This is a genomic window from Streptomyces sp. NPDC103540 (assembly GCF_055584445.1).
In genome coordinates this window covers 64653-83154 of record NZ_JBVJMA010000014.1, presented here as the reverse complement: position 1 = coordinate 83154, position 18502 = coordinate 64653, and the positions used below count along the sequence as shown (strand labels likewise).

The 18502-nt window shown below is 74.5% G+C and carries 15 protein-coding genes and 1 pseudogene; 10 read left to right on the top strand and 6 right to left on the bottom strand.

Going from position 1 to position 18502, the window contains the following annotated elements:
• Positions 1-145: 145 nt before the first annotated feature.
• Both ACZ6ZI_RS29835 and ACZ6ZI_RS29830 read right to left on the bottom strand, forming a co-directional pair.
• Positions 146-799 (bottom strand): class I SAM-dependent DNA methyltransferase, encoded by a 654-nt coding sequence (locus tag ACZ6ZI_RS29835; protein WP_469525911.1) that lies wholly within the window; start codon positions 797-799, stop codon positions 146-148.
• A 33-nt stretch (positions 800-832) separates the two neighbouring features.
• The gene (locus ACZ6ZI_RS29830; protein ID WP_469526158.1) at positions 833-2419 is read right to left on the bottom strand and encodes an IucA/IucC family protein; all 1587 of its coding nucleotides are present in this window, start codon (positions 2417-2419) and stop codon (positions 833-835) included.
• 110 nt (positions 2420-2529) lie between these two features.
• Between ACZ6ZI_RS29830 and ACZ6ZI_RS29825 the strand changes: the two genes are divergently transcribed.
• Together ACZ6ZI_RS29825 and ACZ6ZI_RS29820 are read left to right on the top strand one after the other, a co-directional pair.
• Positions 2530-4089, top strand: a complete 1560-nt coding sequence (locus ACZ6ZI_RS29825; RefSeq protein WP_469525908.1) for an IucA/IucC family protein — start codon at positions 2530-2532, stop codon at positions 4087-4089.
• 177 nt (positions 4090-4266) lie between these two features.
• Positions 4267-5034 (top strand): GntR family transcriptional regulator, encoded by a 768-nt coding sequence (locus ACZ6ZI_RS29820; protein ID WP_469525906.1) that lies wholly within the window; start codon positions 4267-4269, stop codon positions 5032-5034.
• Between the two features lie 186 nt (positions 5035-5220).
• Here the strand turns inward: ACZ6ZI_RS29820 and ACZ6ZI_RS29815 are convergent.
• A pseudogene (locus ACZ6ZI_RS29815) lies at positions 5221-5502 on the bottom strand (MarR family transcriptional regulator); the annotation flags it as partial.
• A 145-nt stretch (positions 5503-5647) separates the two neighbouring features.
• Here ACZ6ZI_RS29815 and ACZ6ZI_RS29810 point away from each other — a divergent pair.
• The 3 genes from ACZ6ZI_RS29810 to ACZ6ZI_RS29800 all read left to right on the top strand — a co-directional run bounded on the left by ACZ6ZI_RS29810 (position 5648) and on the right by ACZ6ZI_RS29800 (position 9710).
• A complete protein-coding gene (locus ACZ6ZI_RS29810; RefSeq protein ID WP_469525903.1) occupies positions 5648-6598 on the top strand; it encodes a SigB/SigF/SigG family RNA polymerase sigma factor in 951 nt (316 codons plus the stop codon).
• A gap of 176 nt (positions 6599-6774) precedes the next feature.
• Entirely contained in the window at positions 6775-7914 is a 1140-nt protein-coding gene (locus tag ACZ6ZI_RS29805) for a quaternary amine ABC transporter ATP-binding protein (protein WP_469526156.1), read from the top strand.
• Positions 7914-9710: an ABC transporter permease/substrate binding protein gene (locus ACZ6ZI_RS29800; protein WP_363060259.1), complete on the top strand. Its 1797-nt coding sequence runs from the start codon at positions 7914-7916 to the stop codon at positions 9708-9710. The genes ACZ6ZI_RS29805 and ACZ6ZI_RS29800 overlap by 1 nt, the downstream gene beginning before the upstream one ends.
• A 118-nt stretch (positions 9711-9828) precedes the next feature.
• On the opposite strand, the gene ACZ6ZI_RS29795 is transcribed toward ACZ6ZI_RS29800, so the two are convergent.
• Entirely contained in the window at positions 9829-12066 is a 2238-nt protein-coding gene (locus ACZ6ZI_RS29795) for an MMPL family transporter (RefSeq protein ID WP_469525900.1), read from the bottom strand.
• A gap of 276 nt (positions 12067-12342) precedes the next feature.
• Here ACZ6ZI_RS29795 and ACZ6ZI_RS29790 point away from each other — a divergent pair, with 276 nt between their 5' ends.
• The 4 genes from ACZ6ZI_RS29790 (at position 12343) to ACZ6ZI_RS29775 (ending at position 15042) form a co-directional block, all read left to right on the top strand.
• Positions 12343-13521, top strand: a complete 1179-nt coding sequence (locus ACZ6ZI_RS29790; protein ID WP_469525898.1) for a sensor histidine kinase — start codon at positions 12343-12345, stop codon at positions 13519-13521.
• Entirely contained in the window at positions 13518-14189 is a 672-nt protein-coding gene (locus ACZ6ZI_RS29785) for a response regulator (RefSeq protein WP_469525895.1), read from the top strand. Before ACZ6ZI_RS29790 ends, ACZ6ZI_RS29785 begins: the two co-directional genes overlap by 4 nt.
• Before the next feature lie 141 nt (positions 14190-14330).
• The gene (locus tag ACZ6ZI_RS29780; RefSeq protein ID WP_363060267.1) at positions 14331-14558 is read left to right on the top strand and encodes a hypothetical protein; all 228 of its coding nucleotides are present in this window, start codon (positions 14331-14333) and stop codon (positions 14556-14558) included.
• Between the two features lie 136 nt (positions 14559-14694).
• Positions 14695-15042 carry a hypothetical protein gene (locus tag ACZ6ZI_RS29775; RefSeq protein WP_469525892.1) on the top strand — a complete coding sequence of 116 codons (348 nt, stop codon included), beginning with the start codon at positions 14695-14697 and terminating at the stop codon, positions 15040-15042.
• A gap of 41 nt (positions 15043-15083) precedes the next feature.
• On the opposite strand, the gene ACZ6ZI_RS29770 is transcribed toward ACZ6ZI_RS29775, so the two are convergent.
• Positions 15084-15821: a hypothetical protein gene (locus ACZ6ZI_RS29770; RefSeq protein WP_469525891.1), complete on the bottom strand. Its 738-nt coding sequence runs from the start codon at positions 15819-15821 to the stop codon at positions 15084-15086.
• Between the two features lie 82 nt (positions 15822-15903).
• Positions 15904-17220: an MFS transporter gene (locus ACZ6ZI_RS29765; RefSeq protein WP_469525890.1), complete on the bottom strand. Its 1317-nt coding sequence runs from the start codon at positions 17218-17220 to the stop codon at positions 15904-15906.
• A gap of 114 nt (positions 17221-17334) precedes the next feature.
• Here ACZ6ZI_RS29765 and ACZ6ZI_RS29760 point away from each other — a divergent pair, with 114 nt between their 5' ends.
• Positions 17335-18414 (top strand): AI-2E family transporter, encoded by a 1080-nt coding sequence (locus ACZ6ZI_RS29760; RefSeq protein WP_469525887.1) that lies wholly within the window; start codon positions 17335-17337, stop codon positions 18412-18414.
• Positions 18415-18502 lie beyond the last annotated feature (88 nt).

Here is an 18502-nt window from a genome sequence, read left to right as displayed (position 1 = left end):
CCGGCGAAGGCGGGCCCGCCCGCGCCCCGCTGCCCCCCGAACGGCGCACGCCTCGAACGGGTAGGTCCTCGAACGCGCAAGCCTCGAACGGTCGTGCCTCCGAACGGCGCGCCCCCCGTCCGGGCCCGGTCCGCCCCGGCCCCGCCTACGGCGCGGGCGGTTTGCGGACCATCAGGAACCCCCGCGGGTGCGGTTCGTCGCCCAGCGGCCGGCGGACCAGGCGGGCCACCTCCGTCAGGCCCGTCCGCTCCAGCAGCGCGGCCATCCGGTCGGGCGGGGTGGCGTACACGTCGAGGTCGACCGGACGGCCGTAGGCGTGCTCCAGCCTGCGCCGGCCCTCGCCGGCCTCGAAGGCGATCAGCGCGTGCCCGTCGGGCCGCAGGACGCGGGCGAACTCGGCGAAGAGGCCCGGCAGGTCCCCCGGCGGGGTGTGCGCGGTGGAGTGCCAGGCCACGACCCCGCCGAGCACCCCGTCCGCCATGTCCAGCGGTGCCATCCGGCCCACCTCGAACCGCAGTCCGGGATGGTCGCGCCGGGCCACCGCGACCATGGCGGGCGACAGGTCCACGCCGAAGGCGCGTACGCCGAGGCCGGCCAGGTGGGCCGTCACCCTGCCGGGGCCGCAGCCCAGGTCGGCCACCGCCCCGCCGCCGGCGCCGCGTACGGACTCGGCGAACGCGCCCAGCATCGCCCGCTCCAGCGGTCTGGCCGCCAGTTCCCCGCTCAGCTGACGGGCGTAGTCGAGGGCGACGGCGTCGTAGGAGGCCCGGACGGCGCTCAGGCGCGAGGTCTCTGTCATGCCCCTGAACAGTAGCCCGCCCGACGGGCCGGCTCACCCCCCGATTCGGCCTCCTGTCGACGGACGGGGCAGGTCGGCCCACTGGTCGCCCGGCACACCCGGACTCAGCCGCATCAGCGTCAGCGCCTTCACCGGGAGGGGGCCGCGGCGCAGCGCCGCGAGGTCGGCGGTGGGCGCGAGGCCGTCCAGCGCCGCCTCCAGGTCCCCGGCGAAGGCCGCCGAGGAACCGGCGGTCGAGGCGAGCGCGCCGGCCGCCAGCGAACCGAAGAGCTTGCGCCGCAGCACGGTCTCGTCGTCGGTGACCAGCCGGCCCGTCAGGGGCGGGACCGCCAGACCGTGCCGGGCCAGGCGGGCCGGGCTGATCCGGATGTCGGCGAGGTCCCGGTAGACCAGCCGCACGGGCCGGCCGTCGGGGTCCAGGACCACCAGCAGGTTCTGCCCGTGCGCCTCCAGGGCCACCCCGAGGTCCAGCACCCGCAGGCACACGGACAGGGCGAGCCGGGCGAACTCGGCCCGCCAGGACGCCGACCGGGCCGCCTCCGTACCGGCCAGCGCCGCCACCGGCACCACCCGCTCGCCCGGGCCCGCGTACGCCTCCGGCGCCTCGCGCAGCACCGCCGCCAGGTCGGGGCTGTGCGCGGTGACCGCGCCCAGGGTGCGGGTGATGTGCAGGCGGCCCTCCAGCCGCTCGCCCAGCGACTGCGCGAAGGCCGAGACCACGGCCGCCGTTTCGATGGAGTAGCCGGAGATGTCCCGGACGGAGGAGGTCAGCCGGGTGCTGAGCGCCGTCTTCACGTGGGGGCCGCCGGCGACGGGGGCGAGGGTGCGCAGCGCCATCAGCGGGTGCGCCGCGATCCCCTCCCGGCCCCGGTCGCCTCCGACGGCCTCGCCCTTGAGGACGTGCTCGGCCTGCCAGGGGTGCACGGGGATCAGGATCCGGTCCCCTGCGCGCAGCCGGTCCGGCCAGTCCCCGCCGACCAGGCACTCCCGGGCGGCGACGGACACCGTGGGCAGGGTCACGACCGGCCGGTGCTCCGGCGCGTACGCCAACTGCTCGGCCACGGAGAAGCCGGGACGGGAGCGGCAGTTGGGGTGGTAGGGATGGCCGTCCACCACCCGCTGCTCCCACTCCCGGGTGGTGTCCGGTTCCCGACCCGACTCCCGCGCGTCCGGGGCGTACGCGCCCGCGCGCGAGAGCGCGAGGGAGGCGGTGCTGTCGTCCAACTCGGCGGCGAAGGCCGCGCCGTGGGGCACGCCGAGCGCCTCCACGAGACGGGCCGCCCGCCGGTGCGTCCGGCCGTCGAGCGACACCTCGCGCACGTACGCGTCGGTCGCGTACGGGTCCGCGGCGGGTCCCTCCAGCCGGCGGCCGTCGGCGAGCGAGAGGGTGAGCGTGCCGGGCCCGTGCTCCCGGCGCGCGATCCACGGCAACGGTTCGAAGGCCAGCGCCCGCCACAGCCGGGTCAGCACGGCGGCCCGCGCGCCGTCCAGGCGGGCCTCGTAGGCCGCTGTGAGCGCGGGCCGTACGTCGGCCAGCGCGACGGCGACGGCCTCCTCGGCCGCGGTGACGGGGCGGTGGCCGGCGGGGCCGGAGTCGGGGGCGTGCGTGCTGCCGTCCAGGGTCCCATTCCTTTCGGATCGCTTTGCCTGATGACCTGATGATCAGGTCATCATCGCGGATACTGAAGATCACGACCGGTGGTCCGCCTCACGCGCCTCCGGCACTCCGGATGGACCGAATGGAACCAGTGCACCCCCTCGCCGACGCCGATGCCCACGCCGCCGCCCCCCTGCTGAACTGCCTGTTGAGGGAGGCCGCGGACCCCGAGGACGGGCGGACGTACCGACTGCGCGGCAGCGGTCGTCTGCTGCGGGTCGGCGGTGGGCGCCGCCCGGCGGACCCGCGGCTGCGGGCGGAGGACGGGAGCTGGCACGGGCTCGACCACGCCGGGCTGGTCGCCCTGGTCCACGACGAGCTGCTGCGGTACACCGGCGTCCCCAACGACGAACTGCCCGGCGAGATCACCGACAGCCGCGACGTCGTGGCCGCGCTGCTGGCCGCGCGGGCCGCCGCCACGCCGCCCGCCGACCCGTACGTCCTGTCCGAGCAGGCCCTGGTGATGGGGCATCCGCACCACCCGGCGCCCAAGGCCCGGGGCGCCGAACCCGCCAAGAGCTGGCTCCCGTACGCCCCGGAGGCCCACGCCCGCTTCCCGCTGGAGCTGCTCGCGCTGCGCGAGGACCAGGTCGTGGAGGAGGGCGGCCCGGCCGTCGCCGACGCCGTCGACGCGCTCGCCGGCATCCTCGGCGGCCCCCGCCCGCCCGCCGGGTACGTCCTGCTGCCCGCCCACCCCTGGCAGCTCGACCTGGTCGCCGGACGGCCGCGACTGCGCGGGGCCTTCGCGGACGGCCGCCTCAAGCGGCTGGGCCCGACCCGGCTCCCGGTGTGGCCGACGGCCTCCGTGCGCACCGTGTACGCGGCGGACGGCGGCGCCGACCTGTTCGCGAAGTTCAGCCTCGACGTCCGCATCACCAACGACGTCCGCCGGCTGTGGCGCCACGACCTGGAGCGGTTGCGCCGCGTCGACTCCGCCGTCGTGGCGGGCTTCGCGGACCTGCGGCGGCGCACCGGGTCGCCGGCGGCGTGGCTCTCGGACCGGGGCTACCGCACCGCGGGCTTCGCCTTCGAGGAACTGGCCGTCCTGGTCCGCGACGGCCTGCGCGAGGGGACCGTACCCGGGTCGGGGCCGTTGCTCTGCGCGGCGCTCGCCGAGGGCTTCCCCGGCAGTCCGTTGGAGCGGGCGGCCGACCCGGCCGCCTGGTGGCGGGCGTACCTGGGCCACGTCGTCCCTCCGGTCCTGGACCTGTTCGCGCGGCACGGCGTGGTGCTGGAGGCCCACCTCCAGAACTGCCTGGTCGCCGTCGACGACCGGGGGACGCCGGTGCAGGCCCTCTTCCGCGACGCGGAGGGGGTGAAACTTCCCGGGGACAGTACGCGCGAGGCCGCCTGGCGGCGGTTGGTGTACTGCCTGGTCGTCAACCACCTGATGGAGGTCGCGGGCGCCCTGGCGCAGTGGCACCCGCGGACGGCCGCTTCCGTGTGGCCCGCCGTGCGCGAGGAGTTCCTGCGCTACGACCGCGAGCACGGCCTGCCGGAGGTGGCCGCCCTGTTGTCCGCCCCGTCCCTTCCGGCCAAGACGAACCTGTTGCTGCGGTGGACCCGCGCGGACGGGGCAGACGCCCGCTACCTGCCGCTGCCCAACCCGCTGCGCGGCCCGGACGCCCTGTGACCCGGCCCGTCCCGGTGGGGGACGGGCGGGACGGGCGGGGGAGGGGTGACGCGGACGGGAACGGGATTTGGCCAAGGTTCCCCAGGTCCGGGCCGACGCCGTGTCGAAAGGTATAGACCAATGCTAGGTTGGTCGGGCAGACCGCGCAGTCCTTGACCACCCGTCAGAGGAGAAGCCATGCCCTCCCCTTCGCGGGGCGGCGGCCCGGCCGCCATGCCCAAGTACCAGCGGATCGCCGCGGCGCTACGGGAAGAACTCGACCACGCCGCACACGCCTGTGACGGCCGACTCCCCTCGGAGCGCACGCTGGCCGCCCGTTACGGGGTCAACCGGCAGACCGTCCGCGCGGCCCTCCAGCAACTGCGCGCCGACGGCCTCATCGTCACCGGCCGCCGCGGCACCCGCGCGGTCGCCGCAGAGGAGGCGCCGCGCCGTTCGCCGAGCGCGTCCGACGGCACCGTCCCGTACGCGGCGCCGGCCGTGCCCATCCGCTCCCGGCTCGCCCTCGTCACGGTGCCGCCCTCGCTCGCCACCCTGCTCGGCATGAGCGGCGGGGCGGTGACCCTGGTCCACCACCAGCGGGCGTACGGCCCGGCCGGCGAGACGCTCCAGCACGCGGTGACGTACCTCTGCCCGCGCGTGGTCCGGGGGGCGCCGGAGCTGGCGCCCTACCTCGACCGCGCCGCGGCGGCCCGGGACGAGGACCTGCGGCCGCTGCACCGCTGGCTGGAGCGGGCGACCGCGCGCGGTCGCACCGCCGAGACCATCACGATGACCCGCACGAGCCACCCCGCCGCGCCGGCCCCCGCCTGCGGACTGTCCGTACGCCGCACCCTGCACGACGTCTCCGGCAGGCTGCTCGCCGTCACGGACCTGGCCTTCCCCACCTGGGACCGGCTCACCTTCCACCGCGAACCGGCCACGATCGGGTTCCGCGTCACCTGAGGCACGGCGCGCGCGGACCTACGCCGACGGCTCGACGAGGGGGGCGGCGACCGGGGCGCCGGTCGGGACCTCCGGCGCCGGCGCGGCCTCCTGAGCCTGTGGCGCCTCCTGCGTATGCGGCGCGTGTGGCGCGTACGGCGCCGGTGGCGCCGAGCCGGCCGGCTGTTCGGCGGCGGGCGCGCCGGTGAGCAGGGCCAGGAGGCCGGCCACCTGGACGCCCGCCTCGGCGGGGTGACGGAACACGGCGCCGGGGGAGATCTCGTAGCGGTTGCGCCGGCCGTCGCGCACGCGCCGCAGGTAGCCGTCCGTCTCCAGGTCGGCCACGATCGTCTGGACCGTCCGTTCGGTGAGTCCGCACACCACCGCGACGTCCCTCAGCCGCACGGCGGGGTCGCGCGCGATCGTCACCAGAACGCGTGCGTGGTTAGTCAGAAATGTCCAGTTCTGTCTGCGTGGTGTGCTCCCCATGCGGACATCCTGCGTCATGTGATTCCTGTGACACAAGACGTGAAATCCATTTCCTGTATTTCTTGACGTACGCGCGGAAGGGGTACAGAGTCGACCGGAGTCAAGGTCCCGCGCCGCAAGCCGACCAGCCCAAGGAGCGAACCCCATGCCGGTACCCGCCCCCCTGTCCCATACCGTCGACCCCGACACCCGTGACACCGCCGACCCCCGCGTCGCCGCCCTGCCCGCCCCCCGCCGCGCCGCCGAGGCCGCGGCCCACCGGGCCGGCCTGCCGCGGATCGACGAGCCCCGGGAAGTGGCCCCCGCGGACGCCCGCGAGCTGTCGAAGGTCTTCTTCCTGCGCCTGCGCGCACTCGACGAGGGCACTCCGGAGTACCAGTACGTCCGCAACACGCTCATCGAGATGAACGCCTCGCTCGTCCAGTTCGCCGTGCGCCGCTTCCGCGCCCGCGGCGAGGCCGGGGACATCGAGGACATCGTCCAGGTCGGCACCATCGGCCTGATCAAGGCCATCGACCGGTTCGACCCGGCCCGCGAGAACGAGTTCTCCACCCTCGCCATGCCGTACATCACCGGCGAGATCAAGCGCCACTTCCGTGACACCACCTGGGCCGTGCGCGTCCCGCGACGGCTCCAGGAACTGCGCATCGACATCGCCAAGGCGAAGGAGGAGCTGACCGTCCGGCTCGACCGCTCGCCCACCGTCGCCGACCTCGCCGCGCACCTCGACCTCACCGACGAGGAGGTCGTGGAGGGCCTCGTCGCCGCCAACGGGCACACCAGCGGCTCCCTCGACGCCCCGCACGGCGAACAGGGCGACGGCCGTGCCGAAGGTCACACCCTCGCCGAGGTCATGGGCGAGGAGGAGCCCGCCCTGGAGCTGGTCGAGGACGTCCAGACCCTCGCCCCGCTGCTGGAACGGCTCACCGACCGCGAGCGGCACATGCTCTCGATGCGCTTCGGCGAGGAGCTGACCCAGGCCCAGATCGGCGCCGTCCTCGGCATCTCCCAGATGCAGGTCTCGCGCCTGCTCACCCGCCTCCTCGCCCACCTGCGGGCCTCGATGCTGGACGACGGCCCGCCGCTCTCCGCGTGAGGTGGGTCACCTCGCCGTTTGCCCGCGCGAAGGCCGGGCATGCGGGCCGCTGGAGCGGAACCGCGTACTCCGCAGGCCGACAGGCCGCGGACGCGGCACGACGGGCGGATCCCGTCCCGCTCCGCGGACCGCCGCCCCGGCGGCGGCCCGGACCCGGTACGACCCGCGAGGTGCATGTGTCCACGCTCCAGGCCGAACACGTCTACAAGGTGTTCGGAAGACGACCCGACCGGCTGCGGGACGCGGTCCGCGCGCTCGAAGGCGGCAAGAGCCGCGACGAGCTGCGCGAGGAGGGGACGACGGCGGCCGTCATCGACGCCTCCTTCCGCGTCGAGCCCGGCCGGATCTTCGTCGTCATGGGGCTGTCGGGCTCCGGCAAGTCCACCCTCCTGCGCATGCTCAACGGACTCCTCGAACCCACCTCCGGCCGCGTCCTCTTCGACGGGGAGGACCTCACGACCCTGAGCGCGCGCGAACTGCGCCGCGTACGGTCCACCCGGATCTCCATGGTGTTCCAGCACTTCGCGCTGTTCCCGCACCGCGACGTCCTGGCCAACGCCGCCTACGGTCTGGAGGTCCAGGGCGTCCCCCGGGCCGAGCGCGAACGCCGGGCCGCCGAGGCGCTGGCGCTGTGCGGGCTCGGCGGCTGGGAGAACTCCTGGCCCGACGAACTCTCCGGCGGCATGCAGCAGCGCGTGGGACTCGCCCGCGCCCTGGCCACCGACGCGGACCTGCTCCTCATGGACGAGTCCTTCAGCGCCCTGGACCCGCTGATCCGCCGCGACATGCAGGACCAGCTCCTCGAACTCCAGCGGACCCTGCGCAAGACCATCGTCTTCATCACCCACGACCTCGGCGAGGCCATGCGCCTGGGCGACACCGTCGCCGTCATGCGCGACGGCCGCGTCGTCCAGCAGGGCACCCCCGAGGAGATCCTCACCCGCCCCGCCGACGACTACGTCGCCTCCTTCGTCCAGGACGTCGACCGCTCGCGGGTCCTCACCGCCGACGCGGTCATGGACGAGGCCCCCGAGGACGTCGCGGCCTGCGGCTGCCCCACGGTCGCCGTGGACACCCCGCTCGCCGAACTGTGCGCCGTCAGCGCCCGCGTCCCGCACCCGGTCGCCGTCACCGCCGAGGACGGAGCCGTCCTCGGCGCCGTGCCCCAGGACCGGCTCGTCGCCTTCATCGGCGACGAACAACGGCCCCCGATGGCCTGCTCCCTGCCGGGCCCCCGGCTCGATTCCGGTGCCGCCCCCGATTCCGGTCCGCGGCCCGATTCCGGTCCCCGGTCGCGCCGGGAGGTGGCCCACTGATGCCGCGCCTGCACCTCGGAGCCTGGGTGGACGGCGGAGTCGACTTCCTCCAGCGACACCTGTCCTGGCTGTTCGACACCATCAGCGCCCTCGTCGCCGGCCTCTACGACGGGGTCGACGCGGTCCTGTCCGCCCCCGCCCCCCTCCTCTTCGCCGGCATCCTCGCCGTCGCCGCCTGGTGGCTGCGCGGTCTGCTCGCCGGTCTGCTCGCCTTCGCGGGCTTCGCGCTCGTGGACTCCCTGGGCCTGTGGGAGGAGGCCATGGCCACCCTCTCCCTGGTCCTGGTCTCCACCCTCGTCACCCTGGCCATCGCGATCCCGCTCGGCATCCGGGCCTCCCGCTCCGAGCGGGTCAGCGCCGTCCTGCGCCCGGTCCTGGACTTCATGCAGACCATGCCCGCCATGGTCTACCTCATCCCGGGCATCATCTTCTTCGGCGTCGGCGTGGTTCCCGGCATCATCGCCACGATCATCTTCTCGCTGCCCCCGGGCGTACGGATGACCGAACTCGGCATCCGGCAGGTCGACTCCGAACTGGTCGAGGCGGCCGACGCCTTCGGCACGACCCCCCGCGAGACCCTCGTGCGCGTCCAGCTCCCGCTGGCGCTGCCGACGATCATGGCCGGCGTCAACCAGGTCATCATGCTCGGCCTGTCCATGGTCGTCATCGCCGGCATGGTCGGCGGCGGAGGCCTCGGCGGAGCCGTCTACCGCGCCATCGGCAGCGTCGACATCGGCCTCGGCTTCGAGGCCGGCCTGTCCATCGTGGTCCTCGCCATGTACCTGGACCGCATGACGGGCGCCCTCGGCCGCCAGGTCTCCCCCCTCGGCCGCCGCGCCCTGGCCCGCGCGCGGGCCGCCGCGAGCGGTCGGGCCCGCCTGTGGAACCACCGGCCCCAGCCCGCCCACGCCGTCACCGCCGCCGTCGTCCTCTCCCTCGTCGCCGGCGGCCTGAACGCCTTCGGCGGCCCCGGCGACCGGCCCGCCGGCGCGGGCGGCGAGGGGGACGTCGGCAAGGGCCGCACCGTCAGCATCGGCTACATCCCCTGGGACGAGGGCATCGCCTCGACCTTCCTGTGGAAGGAACTGCTGGAGCGGCGGGGCTTTCGGGTCGACGCCCGGCAGCTGGAACTCGGAGCCCTGTTCACCGGCCTCGCCGGCGGCCAGGTCGACTTCCAGACCGACGCCTGGCTGCCCGTCACCCAGGCGCAGTACTGGGAGAAGTACGGCGACAAGCTGGACGACCTCGGCGCCTGGTACGGCCCCACCTCCATCGAGCTGTCCGTGCCCTCGTACGTGAAGGACGTCCGCTCCCTCGCCGACCTCAAGGGCAAGGGCGACCGCTTCAAGGGCCGCATCATCGGCATCGAACCCAGCGCGGGCGCCATGTCCCTCCTGAAGGAGAAGGTCCTCAAGGAGTACGGCCTGGAGGGCGAGTACCAGGTCGTCGACGGCTCCACCCCGGGCATGCTCGCCGAACTCCAGCGGGCCCAGGCCAAGAAGGAACCCGTCGTGACCGTCCTGTGGTCCCCGCACTGGGCGTACTCCTCCTACGACCTGACCAAACTGGAGGACCCCAAGGGCGTCTGGGGCAAGGGCGACGGCATCCACACCCTGGCCCGCAAGGGCTTCGCCGCCGACGAGCCCGAGATCGCCTCCTGGCTGCGCTCGTTCAAGCTCGACGAGGAGCGGCTGACCGGCCTGGAGGCGAAGATCCAGCAGGCCGGCAAGGGCAAGGAGCAGCAGGCCGTTCGGGACTGGTTGAAGGACCACCCGGAGGTCGCGAACCTGCCGTGACCGGAGCGGAGCCGTGACCGGTCGACGGGCCGGGGCGCGCCGGACCCCTCAGGGTCCCGCGCGCCCCGGCCCGTTGCCGTACCGGCCCGTTGCCGCCCCGGCCCCCCGTCGTCCCGGCTCAGCCGACCGGCGTCCGCTCCGGGCTCCGCTCCGGATCCCCCTTCCGGTACGGGTCCGGGTGCGGAGCGCGGGCGTGGTGCTCACCGTCCCGCGCGCGCGGGCGCAGCGGCCACCACAGGGACCGGCCCAGCAGCGCGGCCAGGGCGGGCACCAGCACGATCGACAGCACGAAGGCGGAGAGCATGATGCCGACGGCCGTGGCGAAACCGACCTGCTGCGTACCGGGTTGCGGGCTGACGGCCAGGCTGCCGAAGGAGGCGGCCAGCACCAGCCCCGCCGTGGCGATCGCCGGGGCGGTGTGGCGCACGGCCCGACCGACGGCCGCCCGGGCGGAACCGGGCCGGTCCATCTCCTCCCGGATCCGGTCGCTGATCAGGATGTTGTAGTCCGTGCCCAGCGCCACCACGAAGAGGAACAGCACCAGCGGCAGGGTGAAGTCCACGCCCGGCCGCCCCAGCACGTGCTGGAACGCCAGGGTCGAGGCCCCGAGCGTGGCGGCGAAACCGAGCCCGACCGCGATCATCAGCACCACCGGCGCGAGCAGGCTCCGCAACAGCGCCAGCAGGATGATCCCGATCAGGGCCGCCGCCACCGGGAAGATCACCTTGAGGTCCTTGTCGACCGCCACCGCGATGTCGGCGAACACGGCGGCCGTACCGCCGACATGTGCCTCGGTCCCGGCCGGCCCGTTCGCCCGTACCGCCGCGCGGACCGGTCCGGAGACCAGGTCCCGGGACTCCTGGGTGCCCGGCGCGGTCGTCAGCAGCAGGTCGATGCGGGCCGCCCCGCGGTCCTCGCTGATCACCGTGGGGGAGACCCGGCCCACGCCCGGTACCCGGGCCAGCGCGCCGGCCAGCGCGGCCACCCGACGCTCGGTCATCGGCGCCCCGTCCGTGGCCCGTACGAACACCCCGGCCGGCTCGGAGGCACCGGCGGGCAGGGAGCGGGCGATCTCCGCCGCCGTCTCCGTGGCCGCGGTGCGTTCGCCGCCCGCGCCACCCTGCCCGTAGTCCACGCGCATCCCGACCAGACCCGCCGCGAGGGCCCCGAGCACCGCCACCGAGGCCAGGGTCAGCGCCACCGGACGCCGCTCCACCAGTCGACCCAGGCGGCCCGCCGAACCCTCGCGGGGAGCGGTGCGCAGGGTGCGCGAGGGCCAGAACATCCGGCGCCCGGTGACGGCCAGCAGCGCCGGCATCAGCGTCAGGCTGCCCAGCAGCATCACCAGCACCGCCACCGCGATGGCCGGACCGAGCACCCGGAACTGGCCGAAGGAGGCGATCCCCAGCGTGGCGAACGCGGCCACGATCGTCAGCGCCGCCGAGGTGACGGCCGTCCCGACCCGGCCCGCGACGAGCGCGGCGGCCTCGCGGCCCGACTGCTCCGGGTGGCGCCGCAGCTGTTCGCGGAAGCGGAACAGCAGGAAGAGGAAGTAGTCGACGCCGATCCCGATCAGCACGACGTTGATCAGCCCCGGGGTGGACGGGGCCAGGTCGATCCCGGTGAGCAGGGAGGCGCCGATCACCGCGCCGGCCGCCCCGCCGCCGATGATCGCCACCGCGACCAGGGGCAGCAGCGCCGCCGCCAGGCTCCGGAAGACCAGGACGTGCAGCAGCACGATCAGGGCCGTCATCGCGATGCCGACCACCATCGTCCGGGTCTTCTCGGCATCGGCGGTGTCCACCCCGCTCGCGAGCCCGCCGGTGAAGCCGGTGCGCAGCCCCGCCTCGCGGAACACGTCCCGGGCGTGGTCCCGGAAGGCCCGGTAGACGCCCTGGACCCCCGGATCCTGCGGGTTGCCGACGAACTCCACCGACAGCAGGCGGAAGGACCGGTCCGGAGCGGTCATGCCGGCGCCGATCGTCGGTACCTGCGAGTGGTCCTGGAGGAAGGGCGGGTCCTCCCGGTCCCTCGGCATGGTGATCCGGTCACGGCCCAGCTTCCCGGACAGCTCCTCGACGCGCCGTTCGTCGGCCGGCGACAGCTTCGCCCCGTCCGACCGGGCGACGAGGACCGTCAGCGGATCGGCGTCCGGGCGGGTGCCGAAGCTCTGCTCGGCGATCCGCAGCGCGGCGGCGGAGTCGTAACTCCTCGGCAGGAAATCGGCGTTGCCCGCCTGCGTCGCCCGGAAGACGAACACCTGCCCCAGGATGGACAGTCCGATGCCCAGGACCGCCCACAGGGCGATCACCTTCCACGGATTCCTCGTCGAGCATCCCGTCAGGGCGCGGATCACTTTTTCCTCCGGTCTGTGAGTCGTCCACCGGCGTGACCCGGCACCCCCCAAGACCATCAGCGCGCGGGCCGCGCGACATCCCGGCACAGGACGACTTCCCCGCCGGGACCGAGGTCCGCACACCGCCCCCGACCAGGACCGCAGTCCTGGTCCACGGCCCTCCCGGGGGCCCGTCGCCGGCGCCGCGCCCGATGCCACAATGGGTCCAGGAGACCGGCCGCGCGGCCGTCCGGGGACCACCCGGCGACGGCGGCCCGCGGGGGAGGACCGGCCAGGATGGGCATACGCGTCGACGGGCTGACGTGGACACGAAACGACGCGCTGGTGGCGGTGGGCGCCGCCGCCGTCGACCTGCTCGGCCTCTCGGCCGGCAGCAGCGGCGACAGCCCGCCCCTCACCCCGGCGGCGATCCTCGTCGTGCTGCTCTCCTCGCTGACCCTGCTGCTGCGCCGCCGGCACCCCGCCCTCGTGCACACGGCTGTGGTCGCCCTGGGCGTGGTGTTGAACCTGGTCTCCCCGGTCACCCCGAGCTTCACCCTCACCATGGCCGTGTCCCTGTTCACGCTGGCCCGCTCCCGCCGGCCCGCCGCCGTCGCCCTCGGCGCCCTCGCGGCCGTACCGCTGCCGCTGCTCGGCCGCGAACACGACATCGGCGACGTCTGGATCCCGCTCGGGGCCGCCGTCGCCGCGTCCCTCGTCGTCCTGTGCGCCGTCGCCATGAACCACCGGCAGCGCGAGGTCGAGGCCAACCGGATGCTCCTCGCCGACCGCGCCGTCGCCGAGGAGCGCCGGCGCATCGCCCGCGAGCTCCACGACATCGTGGCCCACCACATCACCACCATGCAGCTGATGGCGGGCGGGGCCCGCGCCAACCTGGCGCACGACCCCGAGGCCGCCCGGGAGGCCCTCGTCACCCTGGAGGGATCCGGCCGCATGGCCCTCGGCGAGATGCGCCAACTGCTCGACGTACTGCGGGCCGGGGAGGAACCCGAGCGGACCCCGCCCGCCCCGCAGCCCGGCACCGCCGACCTCGACCGGATCGTCACCGAGTCCCGCCTGGCCGGCATGGACACCGAGTTCAGCGTCGTCGGCCGGGTGCGCGCCCTGCCGCCGACCGTCGGCCTGACGGTGTTCCGCGTCGTGCAGGAGGCGCTGACCAACGCCCGCAAGCACGCCGTCGGCGCCCGCGCCCGCGTCCGGTTGACATACCGCCCGGACGGGGTCACCGTCGAGGTCCGCGACGACGGCCCGCCCGCCGCGTCGCCCCGGCGTCCACCGGCCGCACGCCCCGCACCCGGCGGGGGATACGGTCTGATCGGCATGCGCGAACGCGTGGCCCTCCAGGGCGGGACCCTGGAGGCCGCCCCGCACCGCGACGGCGGCTTCCTGGTCGCGGCCCGCATCCCGGTGGCGCTCGGAGCGGGCTCCCCCGAAGCAGAGGAGACCCGCCGATGATCCGCGTACTCATAGCGGACGACCAGCCGCTGGTCCGGCGCGGCCTCGCGCTGATCCTGGCGCCCGCCCCGGACATCGAGGTCGTCGGGGAGGCGGCCGACGGCGCCGAGGCCGTCGCACTGGCCGGCCGGCTGACCCCCGACGTGGTCGTCATGGACATCCGCATGCCGGTCCTGGACGGGGTGGGCGCCACCGCCGAACTGGCCCGCACCCTGCCCGCCTCCCGGGTCCTGGCCCTGAGCACCTTCGACATGGACGAGTACGTCGTCGCCGCGCTGCGCGCCGGCGCCCACGGCTTCCTGCCCAAGGACGTCTCCCCGGAGGAGCTGATCGACGCCGTCCACACCGTCCACACCGGCGAGGCCGCCGTCGCGCCGCGCCTGTTGACCCGCCTCCTCTCCACCTACGTACGGTCCGGCCGCCGCGAGACCCCGACCGCCCCGACCGACGTACCCGCCGGACTCACCCCGCGCGAACTGGAGATCTGGCGGCTGCTGGCCACCGGGCACGACAACGCGGCCATCGCCGGCGAACTGGACATCAGCGTCTCCACCGTCAAGAACCACCTCACCGGTGTCTTCGGCAAGCTCGGCGTCCGCGACCGGGCCCAGGCGGTCATCGCCGCGTACGAATCGGGCCTGGTCGAGGCGGGACGGAGGAGCACTTGATCACCAAGTGCCCCCAGAAGACCGGATCGGCCCTGGTGCGCACGGCCTGACCAGCCAGAACACTGGATGATTCGCCCGTGCGCGGAGGGCTCCGGTCATGGCACAGTGCCTGGAGTGCCACTTCCGGACCAGGGAGCCCCCATGCGTGACCCGCACACCGCGCCGCCGACGCTCACGGCCCTGCCCGAGTGTCGGACCCGGCCGGGGCCGCCGAGTCCGCTGCCCTCCTGCCCGCGCTGCGCCGGCACGCCGGAGCGGATCTCGTGGCGTCAGCGGCCCGGTGAGCCGGTGGTGTTGGTCTTCGAGCCCTGCGGTCACCGCCACACCTCGCCCGCCCCGCCCGTCCTCGCCGTCGTCGACCCGCTCTGACCGCGGAGCAGCGCCGCGCACCGCCGGCACGAGCGCCCCGGACCACCTCGTATCCTGCACGTGGTCCGGCCCCCGGGCCGCTTCGACGAGCCGCTCCCGCGCATCGCGCCGGGGCGGCGGGAAAGGGAGAACCCTGATGGACGTCCAGCACTTCGAGCGGATCACCGCGTTCATCGAGGCGCGGCTCACCCCGCTGTTCGCGGCGGAGAGCGGAAGCGACAGCGGCTTCGCGATGGACGACACCTCCCGCGCGCTGCGCGCCCTGCGCAACAGCGTCCTGGAGGCCTCGGCGGTCAAGGGCCTCATCGAGCGGCGGGCGACGGCCGAGGGGCGCACCCGCGCCGTCATCGACCAGTCCGTCGAGCACCACTGGGACGTCCTGCGCGGGATCGCCCGCCAGTGGGAGGACCACGCCGACTTCCGCCGCGAGTTCAAGCGGCACGCGTGGGAGCTCGACGAGACCCCCGCCCCCGCCGGAGTCTGACCTCGGCCACGCGCCCCCCGGCGACCCCGGGGGCGCGTGGGCTAGTGGCTCGGCGCCCCGCCGATCAGGTACTCGACCCGGCGGCGCAGGCCGGTCCAGCGCCGGTCGTGCCGGTAGGCCCGCCGCATGCTCCGGGCCCGTGCCCGGTGGCGCCGTCGGTAGAACCGGCGCGCCCACGGGGACACCGGCCGTGCCAGACGCACCGCCGCCACCAGGGCGATCAGCGGAACGACGACCCCGAGGACCGCCATCCGCGGTTTTCCCTTGAACAGGGCGACGATCGCCAACAGCAGGTTGAGCACCACGGTGCCCGTGGCCGTCAGCCGGTTCTGTTCCTGGTCCGGGGTCAGACCGTCCACCCCCAACGGGAGGAACCCGCACAGCAGCAGGGAGGCCAGGGCGGAGGTCATGATGACGACCTCGACGCTGAGCGTGCCCTCCTTCGTCCAGTAGACGTCGCTCAGGTGCAGGATCAGCGCGAACTCGTCCAGGACGAGGCCCGTCCCCATGCCGAAGAGCACCGCCGCGACCGCCGAACCCCACCCCGTCCGGCCGCCCCCGATGGCGGTGAAACCGCCCACGGTCATGAGGATCACCCCGGGGACGGCGTGGTGCACGTGCAGGCCGCCCGGCGTGACGTTGCGGAAGGGGCCCTTGCCGGCCCGGATCATCCGGGTGATGACCCGGGTCACGGCGAAGGTCACGACGAACGCGGACAGTGCCAGCAACAGCGGCAGTTTGCCCGGCTCCAGGATGTTGCGGTACCACCATGACCCCATGCCGTCACCCTCCCGGGAGGGCCGGGACCGCGCACCGCGAACACCGCCGTTCGGGCGGCGTGCGCGGTCCCGCGGTCCCGGGTCAGCCGGCCGTGACGGCGTTCTCCTCGTTCTCCTCGTCGTTCTCCTCGTCCGCGCGGGCGGCCCGGCGGCGCAGCGCGTCCTCGTCCGTGTCCGCGTCGTAGGAGATCAGCTTCGGCAGCAGCGCGGCCAGGACCGCCACCGACGCCACGCAGGCGAGACCGCCGCTCCAGAACGCGGGCCGGGTGCCCGTCCAGCCGGCCATGGTGCCCGCCCGGACCTGGCCGAGCTGCGGGCCGACGCTGTACGAGAGCACCTCGATGCCGGCGAGCCGACCGCGCAGCTCCTCCGGGATCGTCTGGTTCCAGATCGTCGCCCGGCCCAGGCCGCTGAGCATGTCGCCCGCTCCCGCGATCGCGAGGCACAGCAGCACCCACCAGATCCCGTGGAACCAGCCGGCGGCCGCGATCGCCAGGCCCCACGCCGTCGCGCCGAAAACCACCAGCAGGCCGTGGCGCCGCACCCGCGACACCCATCCGCTGGTCATGCCCAGCACCAGCGAACCCACGGCCCCGGCCGAGTACATCAGGCCCAGGGCCCACACCGCGTCCAGCTCGTCCGCGAGGAACGGCAGGATCGTGTTCGGGAACGCGAAGAACATCGCCGCCAGGTCGACGGCGTACGTACCGAGCAGGACCGGACGGCTCCAGGCGTAGCGGGCGCCCTCGGCGATGCCCCGCAGCGAGGGCCGTTCGCCGCCCTTGACCGGCGGCGCCGGTCGCAGCCGCGTGCACAGCACGACGGACACCAGGAACCCGGCGACCGTCACCGCGTAGGCCGACGCGTAACCGGCGTACGCGACCACCAGGCCGGCCAGCGCCGGACCGGCGATGGCCCCGAACTGGTAGCGCAGCCCGTTGAGCGCGGCGGCGGCGCTCAGCTGGTCGTGGGGCACGATGCGGGCCATCAGCGAGTCCAGCGCCGGCCTCTGGAGCCCCGTCAGCCCCGACACCCCGGCCGCCACCACGTACAGCGGCCACAGCAGGGGGTCCGGCAGCAGCGCGTTCACCAGCAGGACCAGTGCCAGGACGCCGAGGCCCGCCTCCGTCAGCAGGATCAGCCGCCGCCGGTCGACGGCGTCGGCGAGCGCGCCTCCGTAGAGCCCGCAGACCACCAGCGGTACCAGCTCGACCGCGCCCATCGCGCCGACCGCGAGCGGCGAGTCGGTCATGTGCTTGATCTGGAGCGGCAGCGCGATCATCGCCATGAACGAACCGAAGAAGGTGACCGTGCCCTGGTAGAACAACAGGCGGAAGTCCCGACTGGATCGCCACGGGGCGAGATCAGGCAAAACGGCGGCGAAACGGGAGGTACTCACAACGGGCCATCGTGCGGGTTCGCCCAAGGGGGGAGCAAACCGTTTTTCGCCCCGGACGGACGAATGCGCGGCCCCGCGCGTGGCAGGGCGCGCCCCGCGTGGCAGCCATGGACCATGCCGCCGGTGTCCCCGTTCCTGCGCACGGCCGCCGCCTACGCCTGGCGCCTGCTGGTCGTCGGCGTCGCCGTCTACGCGGTGTTCGCGGTGCTGGGCCGCTTCCACGAGATCGGGGTGGCGCTCTTCCTGGGGCTCGTGGTCACCGCCCTGCTCGCCGTCCCCACCCGGCGCCTCGCCCGCGTCCTGCCCCGCCCCCTCGCGGTCGCGGTGAGCCTGCTCGGCAGCGCGGTGCTGGTCCTCGGCGTGCTCTCCCTGGTCGGCGAGGCGGTGGCGGGGGAGAGCGCCACCCTGGTCCGGGAGTTCCGCGAGGGGCTGGCGGGCATCGAGGCGTGGCTGGCCGGGCCGCCGTTCCGGGTGAACCCGGGGGCGCTGTCCGACCTCCAGTCCCACATCGGCGCCTACCTGTCGAGCCACCGCTCGACGCTGATCGGCAGGGCGCTGAGCGGCGCCGGGCACGTCGTCGAGGTGCTCACGGTGCTGGCCCTGGCCGTCTTCTCCGCCGTCCTCTTCCTGCACGGCGGGGAGCGGCAGTGGTCCTGGTTCTGCTCCGAACTGCCCGAGGGGGCGCGGGGGCGGGTGGACGTCGGCGGTCGGGCGGCCTGGCGTACCTTCACCGGGTACACCCACGGGATCGTGGTGGTCGCCGCGACCAACGCCGTCCTGGTCGGGGTGGCCCTGTACTTCCTCGGCGTGCCGCTGGCCGTCCCGTTGGCGCTGCTGGAGTTCTTCGCCGCGTTCGTGCCCCTCGTGGGGTCCCCGGTCGCGCTCGCGATCGCCGCGGTGGTGGCGCTCGCCGCGAAGGGGCCGGTGATCGCGGGCGTGGTGATCGCCCTGATCGTGGTCATCGGCCAGATCGAGGGGCACCTGTTGCACCCGCTCGTGATGAGCCGCGCGGTGCGGCTCCACCCGCTGGTGGTGGCCGTCTCCGTGATCGCGGGGACCATCGCGGCGGGGGTCGTCGGGGCGGTGGTCGCGGTCCCGCTGGTCTCCGTGGTCTGGTCGGTGCGCACCGCCCTGCGCGCCCACGCCGGACCGGAGCGGGCCCCCGCGCCGACGGCGCCCGATCCCGACGACTGAGGCCGGTCCGGAGGACGGACGTCGCTCCGGAGGACGGACGTCGCTCCGGACGGCCGATGCCGGCCGCCGCCGGGCGGGCCGTGCGCCA

Coding starts and splice junctions, on each gene's coding strand:
- ACZ6ZI_RS29770 (WP_469525891.1), bottom strand. CDS start 15,821: ATGGGGTCATGGTGGTACCGCAACATCCTGGAGCCGGGCAAACTGCCG.
- ACZ6ZI_RS29835 (WP_469525911.1), bottom strand. CDS start 799: ATGACAGAGACCTCGCGCCTGAGCGCCGTCCGGGCCTCCTACGACGCC.
- ACZ6ZI_RS29800 (WP_363060259.1), top strand. CDS start 7,914: ATGCCGCGCCTGCACCTCGGAGCCTGGGTGGACGGCGGAGTCGACTTC.
- ACZ6ZI_RS29780 (WP_363060267.1), top strand. CDS start 14,331: ATGCGTGACCCGCACACCGCGCCGCCGACGCTCACGGCCCTGCCCGAG.
- ACZ6ZI_RS29810 (WP_469525903.1), top strand. CDS start 5,648: ATGCCGGTACCCGCCCCCCTGTCCCATACCGTCGACCCCGACACCCGT.
- ACZ6ZI_RS29785 (WP_469525895.1), top strand. CDS start 13,518: ATGATCCGCGTACTCATAGCGGACGACCAGCCGCTGGTCCGGCGCGGC.
- ACZ6ZI_RS29820 (WP_469525906.1), top strand. CDS start 4,267: ATGCCCTCCCCTTCGCGGGGCGGCGGCCCGGCCGCCATGCCCAAGTAC.
- ACZ6ZI_RS29775 (WP_469525892.1), top strand. CDS start 14,695: ATGGACGTCCAGCACTTCGAGCGGATCACCGCGTTCATCGAGGCGCGG.
- ACZ6ZI_RS29790 (WP_469525898.1), top strand. CDS start 12,343: ATGGGCATACGCGTCGACGGGCTGACGTGGACACGAAACGACGCGCTG.
- ACZ6ZI_RS29760 (WP_469525887.1), top strand. CDS start 17,335: ATGCCGCCGGTGTCCCCGTTCCTGCGCACGGCCGCCGCCTACGCCTGG.
- ACZ6ZI_RS29825 (WP_469525908.1), top strand. CDS start 2,530: ATGGACCGAATGGAACCAGTGCACCCCCTCGCCGACGCCGATGCCCAC.